This is a genomic window from Thalassolituus sp. UBA2590 (assembly GCF_002339775.1).
In the GTDB taxonomy this organism is placed as follows: Bacteria; Pseudomonadota; Gammaproteobacteria; order Pseudomonadales; family Oceanobacteraceae; genus Thalassolituus.
In genome coordinates, this window is the sequence record NZ_DDKU01000059.1 from 1 (window position 1) to 10,538 (window position 10,538).

The 10,538-nt window shown below is 50.2% G+C and carries 9 protein-coding genes; 6 read left to right on the top strand and 3 right to left on the bottom strand.

Going from position 1 to position 10,538, the window contains the following annotated elements; all coding sequences use genetic code 11:
• The 6 genes from B2067_RS05265 to B2067_RS05290 form a co-directional block, all read left to right on the top strand.
• A partial coding sequence (locus B2067_RS05265) for an Abi family protein (RefSeq protein ID WP_301387690.1) occupies window positions 1-832 on the top strand: 832 nt, incomplete at its 5' end.
• 374 nt (window positions 833-1,206) lie between these two features.
• A complete protein-coding gene (locus B2067_RS05270; protein WP_301387692.1) occupies window positions 1,207-1,428 on the top strand; it encodes a hypothetical protein in 222 nt (73 codons plus the stop codon).
• A 57-nt stretch (window positions 1,429-1,485) separates the two neighbouring features.
• Complete coding sequence (locus tag B2067_RS05275; protein ID WP_301387694.1) at window positions 1,486-2,490, top strand: Abi family protein; 1,005 nt, start codon at window positions 1,486-1,488, stop codon at window positions 2,488-2,490.
• Window positions 2,491-2,874: 384 nt separating this feature from the next.
• Window positions 2,875-4,080, top strand: a complete 1,206-nt coding sequence (locus B2067_RS05280; RefSeq protein ID WP_301387695.1) for an MFS transporter — start codon at window positions 2,875-2,877, stop codon at window positions 4,078-4,080.
• A gap of 176 nt (window positions 4,081-4,256) precedes the next feature.
• On the top strand, window positions 4,257-6,437 hold the full coding sequence (katG, locus tag B2067_RS05285) for a catalase/peroxidase HPI (RefSeq protein WP_301387696.1): 2,181 nt from the start codon (window positions 4,257-4,259) through the stop codon (window positions 6,435-6,437).
• 175 nt (window positions 6,438-6,612) lie between these two features.
• On the top strand, window positions 6,613-7,278 hold the full coding sequence (locus B2067_RS05290) for a hypothetical protein (protein ID WP_076515004.1): 666 nt from the start codon (window positions 6,613-6,615) through the stop codon (window positions 7,276-7,278).
• A gap of 29 nt (window positions 7,279-7,307) precedes the next feature.
• On the opposite strand, the gene B2067_RS05295 is transcribed toward B2067_RS05290, so the two are convergent.
• From B2067_RS05295 to B2067_RS05305, 3 genes are all read right to left on the bottom strand, one after another.
• Entirely contained in the window at window positions 7,308-7,715 is a 408-nt protein-coding gene (locus tag B2067_RS05295; protein WP_301387699.1) for a hypothetical protein, read from the bottom strand.
• A gap of 62 nt (window positions 7,716-7,777) precedes the next feature.
• Window positions 7,778-8,446: a hypothetical protein gene (locus B2067_RS05300; protein ID WP_301387700.1), complete on the bottom strand. Its 669-nt coding sequence runs from the start codon at window positions 8,444-8,446 to the stop codon at window positions 7,778-7,780.
• Window positions 8,447-8,841: 395 nt separating this feature from the next.
• A partial coding sequence (locus tag B2067_RS05305; protein ID WP_301387701.1) for a membrane dipeptidase occupies window positions 8,842-10,538 on the bottom strand: 1,697 nt, incomplete at its 5' end.

Consider the following 10,538-nt stretch of genomic DNA (forward strand, 5'->3'; position numbering starts at 1 on the left):
TCCATTCAGGCAAAAGAGTTTCGATACTAAAGGGCGAGTATCAGGTGTCACAGATGATTACATTCCCAATACTGAACTGAAAGACTCGGTACAACTCTATCTCTTTGATAAGAAGCTCAGACTGCTCCTACTGGATGCTCTGGAGCGCATTGAAATTGCGTTGCGGGTAGATGTCGCCCATCTACTGGGCAGACTAGATACCTTTGCACACACCAAGCAAGACAAGTTGCACAAATCATTTGCCAATAAAACCAAGAGCAGTGGCAAGCCAACTGCATTCAGTGCCTGGAATCAGAAGCGTATTTACGTTGAAGCACGTTCCAAAGAGGACTTCGTCGAACATTATAAGGCGAACCATGGTCCAGACTTACCTATCTGGGTTGCCATAGAGACTTGGGACTTTGGCGCTTTATCGCAACTATTTGCCATGATGAAAGTAAAGCATCAGACTCAGATTGCTCGAAAATACGGAGTACCCGATTGGGAAGCCTTTCAGAGCTGGATGCGTTCTCTAAACTATTTAAGAAATATCTGCGCACATCACAGCCGCCTCTGGAATCGGAACATTATCGACCAGCCCTCCATACCTGGCCCAGGAGCACTATCCTGGCTGGACCAAATGCGATCAAGTGGACTCACTGATGCCGAACTTAAATCACGGCCGTTTCTGTTAATCGCTATATGTCGCCACATGGTCTTGCAACTGAATCCGTCGAGTGAATGGCACAACCGCATGAAAGGGCATCTGGATCAATTCCCTAACGTTGTTTCCGATTACAAAATTAGTATTGAAGCAATGGGGGCCCCGAGCAACTGGCATGCATGGTGGTAGGTTTTCATCAGGCAATAAAAAACCCCCGCGTATGACATCCTACCGAAGTAAGAGCAAAGAGGCGGGGGCCGTGTTACAAAGAACTCTATGTCGATGAGCCGGTCACGTCAAGATAGAATTACTCATTCTTACTACTTTTTAGTAACTTCTACTAATGTCCGGTAGTGTCATGTCGACCGTCTATCAACGGATTGATCGGGGTAACTTCCGGGGTAACAACATAAATATCTGTTGAAATTATCTTTAATTTTCAATGAGTTATAAGAAATATTCGGCTTCCTATGGGGAGGCCATCTTTTTACACTATAAATCAATAACTTAGCGTAAACGATGTTGGCTGTTTGCAATGTATTTCTAAATTGCGGCACCACAGGATGGCAAAAACTACGAACATCACCAAAGAGAAAGCCAAGCGTGGTATGTCTCAAGAAGATACAAATGCCTCGGCTCGTATTATTCGTGCTCGTTTATCTAAAGCTGGTGAAGGGTTCAAAGAGCCTCCTGAAATAAGCTCTGGCGACCCGGAAAGACGCCGCAAGAAAAAGACGCAAAAACTGAAAGCAAGGAAAGCTCGCAAGACAATAAGGCTCTGCTGAAAAAGTTGTTCTCTGTAGTACCATGATCTGGTAACCGGTTAGATTGATGGACAAACGATGACCTACAACAAACCTTGGCTCAGCATTGAAGAGCAATTAGACAAGCTGCAAGCACACGGATTAGCAGTCACTGACGAACAACGTGCAGAGCAGGCTTTGCGGCGTATAGGGTACTATCGGTTGAGCGGTTACTGGTACCCATTCAGAGAGCGCTCAGGTCCGGCTTGCTCAATTCCGGAGCTGCCGGGCAAACCATCGAAGAAAGATAAGAAAGTTCAAACATTCCCTCTTGAATCCTTTAAGCACGGCCTTAGCTTTCAGGATGCTGTCGAGCTGTATGTGTTTGATAAGAAACTGCGGTTGCTGGTACTTGATGCATTAGAGAGAATAGAAGTTGCTCTTCGGGTCGATATATCTCACACACTTGGTGAACTTGATGCGTTCGCTTACCTCAAGCCAGAGCTACTGTCAGACGAGTTTACACAGAACCTAAATGCAAGAGGCGGCCTGAGCGACTACCACGTCTGGCTGACTAACCATGCAAGGTTACTCGATAGATCCAAAGAAGAGTTCATTAAACACAACAAAGAGAAATATGGCCTGCCGATTGCTATCTGGATTGCCTGCGAAGTCTGGGACTTCGGCTGTATGTCACGCTTGTTTGCCGGCCTAAAAGATGAACACCAGGATACGATATCGAGTCGATATGGAATTCAGAATGGTGGTGTCTTTGCCTCATGGCTTCGTAGTCTGAACTACCTTCGTAACGTATGTGCACACCACAGCCGCCTCTGGAATCGAAACATCATTGATCAACCGCAAAAGCCGGGGAAGTCAGAAGTGCCTATATTCCGTCATGCGTGGGATAACGGACGTCTGGTTGCCAGGCCATTCCTACTATTCTGTATAATCCAGCACTTGCTACAAACGATAAACCCAACATCTAACTGGTGGGAGCGTATGTCAAGTTTACTGGAAGAGTTTCCGTTGAGCGGAAGCGAACCTGCCCTGTCACTGGATGCAATGGGTGCAATAGATGATTGGCAGCACTGGAACTGGTGAGCATGAACGACAGGCATTAAAAAACCCCTCAGCAGCTTCCTCCGTAGAGGTTACTGATCGGGGCCGTGTTACAGGCAACTCTAGTCCCAACATGCCCGTTGCGTCAAGTAAGAATTACTAACTCTTACTACTTCTTAGTAACTTTTACTAATGACCATCAATGTCCTTTCGACCATCCAGCAACGGATGTTCCGGGATGACTAACTCCGAAAATTGATAAAATATCATTAATTTTCAATTAGTCACAAATTATATTCGGCCTCCTATGGGGAGGTCATTTCTGAATATCACTATTTCACCTCTCACACCTCGCCGATGACGCTAAATATACGATAAGCTCCGTGTTCAGGAACGTCAGGTTCAGGGACTTTAAGGCACTCATCCATGCAACTCAGTGAAGCTCAACAAACCAATAATATCTGGCGTCTGGCCATTGCTCAGGCACTGGCGGGTGCAAACTCGGTCGTGATTTTTGCCACCAGCGCGGTCATAGGTCATCAGCTGGCTCCTGATCCGGCACTGGCGACACTCCCGATTTCTCTGTTTGTTGTAGGCATGGCACTTTGCATTCTGCCCTCGGGGCTCATAGCACAGCGCTATGGGCGCCTGATTGCATTTCAGGCCGGTACTGCTCTGGGGGTACTTTCGGGGGTATCGGCGATGGCTGCAATGATCTACAGTTCATTCACTCTTCTGTGCCTGTCGACAATATTCGGCGGCGCGTATGCTGCGGTGGTTCTGTCCTTTCGTTTTGCGGCGACCGATGGCGTAGCGCCTGACAGGCAGCCACGAGCATTGTCTATGGTGATGGCTGGCGGAATCGCGGCAGGTGTCGTTGGCCCCCAGCTGATTACGCACACGATGAATCTCTCTCTGCCCGGGTTAGATACTCCACCCTTTGCGGCGTCTTTCCTGATTCAGGCGCTTACTGCAGCCCTTGCCGGCGCAGTTCTGTCGGGTGTTAAGTTGCCACGCCCTAGCGTTGAAGAAGTTGCTGGAGGTCGCGCGCTGGGTGACATTATTCGCCAGCCCCTCTTTCTGCCTGCCGTTGTTTGTGGTGCCGTCTCTTACCTGGTGATGAACTTCCTGATGACGGCCGCTCCGCTTGCGATGCATTTTCATGGACACTCGCAGGCCGATGCAAACCTGGGAATTCAATGGCATGTGATTGCCATGTATGGGCCCAGCTTTTTTACCGGGCACCTGATTGCGCGTTTCGGAGCCATCCGTATTTCAGCTCTAGGATTGATACTCACTGCCATTGCAGCCGGAATTTCTCTCCATGGTGTGGATGTACTCCACTTCTGGTCCATGCTGATCGTACTGGGCATAGGCTGGAATTTTGGCTTTCTCGGAGCGTCAGCGCTGATCCTACAGTGCCACCGATCAGAAGAGAAAAACCGTGTGCAATCACTGAATGATTTCATCGTATTCTCGCTGATGGCAATCGGCTCTTTTGCCTCGGGGGGCATACTCAGCTACTGGGGGTGGGATATCGTGCTCTGGGTATCATTTGTTCCTGTCATTGTTGCCTCTGTCATTATGCTGTTGGTTCAATTCAACCGGTCAGCCGTAGCAGCCAACAGCTGACTTTGTGCGGGTGCGGCCCTGAAGCTTGCGCCCTCATACCGTCCAACCCGACATAATCAGTTATAACTATCAGATCAATATATTTAATATAATTTTAATATCAACGTATCGCGCTACTCTGTATCTTAGTAATCACAAGCAACGCTAACAACGATAGCAATTGATGAGGTGCGACGATGGACAACAATTCTGCGGGCAAATGCCCGGTTATGCACGGCAGTGTCACGCAACACGGAAATTCGAACACCGACTGGTGGCCGAACAGCCTGAATCTCGACATTCTCCACCAACACGACACCAAAACGAATCCGCTTGGCGAAGATTTCAATTACGCCGAAGAATTCAAAAAGCTTGATCTCGAGGCTGTGAAGAATGATGTGAAAGCACTGCTCACTGACAGCCAGGACTGGTGGCCCGCCGACTGGGGGCATTACGGCGGCCTGATGATTCGTATGGCGTGGCACGCTGCGGGTTCATACCGTCTTGCCGATGGTCGTGGTGGTGCGAACACCGGCAACCAGCGCTTCGCGCCGCTGAATAGCTGGCCGGATAACGCGAACCTTGATAAGGCGCGTCGCCTGCTTTGGCCAATCAAAAAGAAATACGGTAACAAGCTCTCGTGGGCAGATCTGATGATTCTGGCCGGTAACCTGTCGTACGAGTCGTTCGGCCTGAAAACCTTTGGTTTCGCCGGTGGTCGTGAAGATATCTGGCACCCTGAAAAAGACACCTACTGGGGCTCAGAGAAAGAATGGCTGGCACCGAGTAACAACGATAACAGCCGTTATTCCGATGATCACGAGATGGAAAACCCACTCGCTGCGGTAATGATGGGCCTGATCTATGTGAACCCGGAAGGCCGCGACGGCAAACCTGACCCACTCAAGTCAGCAGCTGATGTACGCGATACTTTTAAGCGTATGGCGATGAACGATGAAGAAACCGTAGCCCTGACTGCAGGCGGCCACACCGTGGGTAAATGTCACGGTAACGCGAACGCGGATGATCTTGGCCCTGAACCTGAAGCCGCGGACGTGAATGAACAGGGTCTTGGTTGGAACAACCATAAGGGTCGTGGCATTGGTCGCGATACCCTGACCGGCGGCCCTGAAGGTGCCTGGACAACCAATCCGACCAAGTGGGATATGGGCTACTTCGATATGCTGCTGAATCACGAGTGGGAGCTGACCAAGAGCCCTGCGGGTGCGTGGCAGTGGAAGCCGGTGGATATCAAGGAAGAGGATATGCCGGTAGACGTTGAAGACCCGAGCATCCGCACCATGCCGATGATGACAGACGCCGATATGGCGATGAAAATGGACCCGGAATACCGCAAAATCTGCGAACGTTTCCATAAAGACCCTGAGTACTTCTCAGATGTGTTCGCCCGTGCCTGGTTTAAGCTGACCCACCGCGATATGGGGCCGAAGAGCCGTTACCTGGGTGCAGATATACCAGCAGAAGATCTGATCTGGCAGGACCCGATTCCTGCAGTGGATTATGAGCTGAGCGATTCAGAGGTTGCTGACCTGAAAGCGCAGATTCTGGCAACCGACCTGACTGTCGCTGAACTGGTCGCGACTGCCTGGGACAGCGCTCGTACTTTCCGTGGTTCGGATTTTCGCGGTGGTGCGAACGGTGCACGCATCCGCTTAGCGCCTCAGAAAAACTGGGAAGGTAATGAGCCTGAGCGCCTGCAAAAAGTTCTGGCTGTTCTTGAAGGCATTCGTGCTGGCTTCGGTAAGCCCGTCAGTATTGCCGATATGATCGTACTCGGCGGTACGGCTGCGGTAGAGAAAGCAGCGAAAGATGCGGGCGTGGACCTTACTGTCCCATTTGCGCCGGGTCGTGGAGACGCCACTGACGATCAGACCGATGCTGAGTCGTTTGATGTCCTTGAGCCTCTCGCTGACGGCTTCCGCAACTATGCCAAGAAAGAGTACGTCGTTTCGCCAGAGGAAATGCTGCTCGACCGCGCTCAGTTGATGGGTCTGACAGCCCCAGAAATGACGGTTCTGATCGGTGGTATGCGTGTGCTGGGTACCAACTTTGGCGACAGCGAGCACGGCGTATTCACAAATAATGTCGGTGTATTGAGCAACGACTTTTTCGTTACCCTGACCGATATGGCGTACAAATGGGAACCCGCGAGCAAGAGCCACTACAACATTGTTGATCGTAAGAGCGGCGAAACCAAATGGACTGCTACGCGTGTCGACCTGGTATTTGGCTCCAACTCGATTCTGCGCTCATACGCTGAGGTGTATGCTCAGGACGACAACAAAGAGAAGTTCGTTAATGACTTCGTGAAGGCCTTTGTGAAGGTGATGAATGCGGATCGTTTTGATCTGAGCTAATTACTTCGCTGGGTTTCAGGCCCGCATCCGCGCCGGTCACAGCGGCGCGTCGTGCGGGCCTCTTTCGTTCTGCAGCCTCAGAACTCTGTTGATAATCCGGGCAGTTTCTGTACTATCGGGCATAATAATAATTATCAGAAACGGGCGCTGATGCGCTGCGATTACGGAAAACACTATGCCCTCGTTCAAGTCTGCTGTCCTGGCTGCGGCCGTTGCCCTTCCTACTCTGTCATTTGCCGACTCGGCGATAAACTATGATTACGTTCAGGCTAGCTTCGCAAAGAGCAAGCTGGATTCTCCTTCTTCGGGAGAGCCTGAAAAAACAACAGCAACGGTCCTTGAGCTCCAGAAAGATCTTGGATATCAGGTAGTCGCCAGTGTTTCCGCGGGATTTGTTGAGCTGAAAGACCGCTATGAGACAGATGAAGCCAGATATGGTGCCGATGTTGATCAGCGGACATTACGGATTGCTATCGATCGCTACTTCCAGATCACCCCTACCCTGCACTTCATCCCAGGACTGTCGTACAGCGAAATTAAGTCTGATGTAGAAACTAAGTTTCAGCGCACTGATGTGAATTTCTTTTTCAGCGAGTCCACGGTAACCTATACCGACAGCTCGGCGCTTAATCTTGAAACCCGTTATCGTCTATCTGAATACTCACCTCTGGAATTATCAGGCACTGTGTCTTATGCGACCGGTGAAGAGGAAGATTCGATTATCGTCGACCTGTCTGCGGAGCTGAATATTTCAGACATTCTGTCTGGTCGTTTTTCTTACCAGAAAGATATTGAGCACTCTGCCCCAACCTACGTTTACGGTATCCGTGTTTACTTCTGATTCATGATCAACGCGTTTATTTCAGACACTCAGCGATATGTGGAACAATCCTGAGTGTCGTCACAAATCGAAAGCCGATTATTGTCCCGCTCGTACGTCCCAGTGTGATTAGAAGAATTACAGCCAGGGTCTCCGCCTGAACTTCCTACCCGATACGTGCACTGCTTAAGAACATAGGAACCTGATGTTTCGTCACCCAGAAACGTCAGACTGCAATCACAACGTGATCCGTCTTCTTCGACAAAGTAATAGGCGAGGTTACTGTTTAGTGCGCCGCCGGTGAGATCAAGAAGGAAACCGCTATCGGTTTCTGTCCACTCACGGAACAGCCCTTCGTCAGTTTCTTCATCTGTACCGCTGCTTAACGTAGTGGCGGGAGAGCCTCCTCCACAGGCGAGGAGAGCGATAGTTAGTAGCAGAATCAGGAAAGGTTTCATTCAACGTCCTTGTTGGTTTGCAGGAGCACAAATCCTCTTGCACTCCATGGTTATTATTTATTTCAGTAGTAGAGGAATATGCCTGTTCCAAAGGCACGATAATCTGAATCCAGATAGGTCGTCATATCGAGATACGCCTCCATCGTACCGACTAAGCGCGTACTGACCCGACCACGAAAGTAAGCGTCGTTGGTATCTTCTGTCACAATGACACCGAGCAAGGGCTGAATATCGATACTGTTGTAGTCATCCAGGAACCAGCGAATACCCGCAGATATGTCCGCAAAGGGCTCAGAGCCTGACTCATCGACCACGGTCGTGGTGGCATCACCATCCAATTTGAGACCTGAGTAGACGTCATAGAATGAGTAACCCAGCTTGACGGTTCCCACTGCATCCGCTTTTGCCGTGAATGGAATATGAGCGCCTAAACTGACACCCAGATCGATAGAATCCCGCTCGTAGAAGTAGGAATCTCCAGAACTCATCAACTCGTCATCGGTAAATTCGGTGGTACCGAACGCCTGATAGATGAGCCCTTGCTTCAGCTCTTCGGAGTATATTGCCGTAACCCGATGCCCTTCCAGTTCTTCACTGAAGCCATCAACGCCAATACGCTGGTAATCGTAAGTGATACCCAGATAGTCGTAATTAAACGGTTCGGCGGCAATTGCAGACAAAGCGCAGGTCATTCCTAACAGCGCACTGACTGAAGCGTATATTGGTCTCATTCTTGAGCCTCTCACAGGTTGTTAACTACCCAGGAGTTGTGGTGAATGCCACCTCTGCGGGCAGCTTCGTCAAGATTACCACCGGGTGCTTTTGGCCTGCAAATCCAAGTCTCATTATCTTGATCTGGCGCCATAATTCGATTATCCGGGCTTAGCCCTGAGACTGCGCCAGAAAAGCGCGAAGCCCCCCAAGCACAAACACTCTTGCAGCATTATAGGTTTCAGAAAAGGCCGAGCTCTGAACTTCGCCTCGTGTCATGCTGTTGACCCTGAAGTTGTCCGCAAAGACGCTGAAGTATGTCAATCGGCTGGTACCAGGGGCTCGCTGGTGTTCTGAACAGCAGCGGCATACCCCTGGATTCTTCCCTGGAAAATGTTCTTACCAGATTACGTAATTAATCAATGTCTTTCAGACCAGTCGGTTCATAATGCTCGGTGACACCCGCGGCCGTTGATCGCTCCCAGGTCTGCAGATACGCCTCTGCAGACGTCATGACAGCTTCATAGGTTCGCACTGGCGCCTGCTGCCTCAGGTCTTCGATAAAATCCGCAAGCATGCCGTAATGCGCCATTCCATCCTGATTAAAATCAAAGGTCCGGTTACCTGATACCTGGCGGTTAAACTCGATACCGAACTCCGATATAAATGGATAAAGTAATGGGTTCGTTGCCACATCCGATCTCGGACCCGGCTGTCCACCCAGGCCACTCATGTCGGTACCAATACCGACACCGTTGAGATATTCGGTATCTGCCAGAATATCCAGATAACGATCAACACGACGAACCAGGTCCGTCGCGTCGCTATTATAAGGGGCTACGAATCCGCCCGCTTCAATCAGACGCTCAGTATTACGATGCACGGCTCCACCTGGCGCATTAAGCATCCAGCTGTGCGTCGAGAGAACACCGCTGTAACCTCTGGCTTCGGCAATATCCATGACCGCTGTCGCGGTTGCGTCACTCATATGGTCCAGTTCAACCATCATTTTCAGGTCAATCATGCGGTTCACGAGGTAGCTTCCCAGAGGACTCAGGCCGTGTTGATTGCAGTGCGGACGAGATTCGTCGTATTCCGGATTAAGGTGCACGGCATCAAGAATTTCCCGAATAACAGGGATATCTCCGATAAGAGGAAAGCCGGACGTCATTGGCTTACCGTGGGTATGTGCTGCACATTCTTCTGTTTCAAAAAAGCGCCCCGTAGACAGCAGCTGCCCGATATTAATAAAACCACTTTCAACAACAGATCCGGCCAGTTGATTATCGAATTTATGAGTCGGGTACAAAGAGCGAACCCCAAGGTCGTATACTTCCTGAAGTTGAGCCTCTATGGTTTCACGAGTGCAGTAGTCATTCAGTCCGCAGTTAAAGGTTTCCGAGGCTTCAATACCCAGCACCACGGCCATCCGCCCTTCGGCGATTGTTTCACGGGCTTCCTGAGGTGTGGTGACAATATGGAAAAAGCCTTTACCCGGCCCTCCCGCCTGCGCATCGACATACTCTTCGAGTTCACGAAGCCGCTGTGCCTGCAAGCGGATTGAGTCCATAACATTGCAGCTGTTCGGGTTTATCCATGATGCAGGATTGATCCGGCTCTGAGCCCAGCAGAGCACTTCATTTTCAACCAGGTTGGTAACCATAATGCGTAGCCCCGACAGGTAAGCACGCTCCATCCATTTATAGTAGTAGCCCGAGTGACTCATCTGCTGATGATTTGGCCACCAGGGAAAATCTGGCCAGCCACGGGTGTCGTAGCGGTTGTTAATATCGTTAAAGGTGTAGAGATTACCAATCAGGTCGAGCGATCCATCTTTACCGTGAAGATGGGCAGAATCTTTCAGTGCTTCCCCTACACCGAAGCGGTGGAAAGGCTCTCCCGCCATGAATTTTCCGCCCATAAATTCGTAGGACGAAATATGAGTATGTGCGTCGATATAACCACGGACGGGTAAATCCACATTACCTTTCAAAGCGTCGCGATCGCCATAGGCATTAACCGCTACTTCAGGGAAGTCAGCACAACCTTCCAGCTCAACAAAATTCAGAGTGGTTTCTTTATTCAGAGATAACAAGCGACTGTGGTTCAACC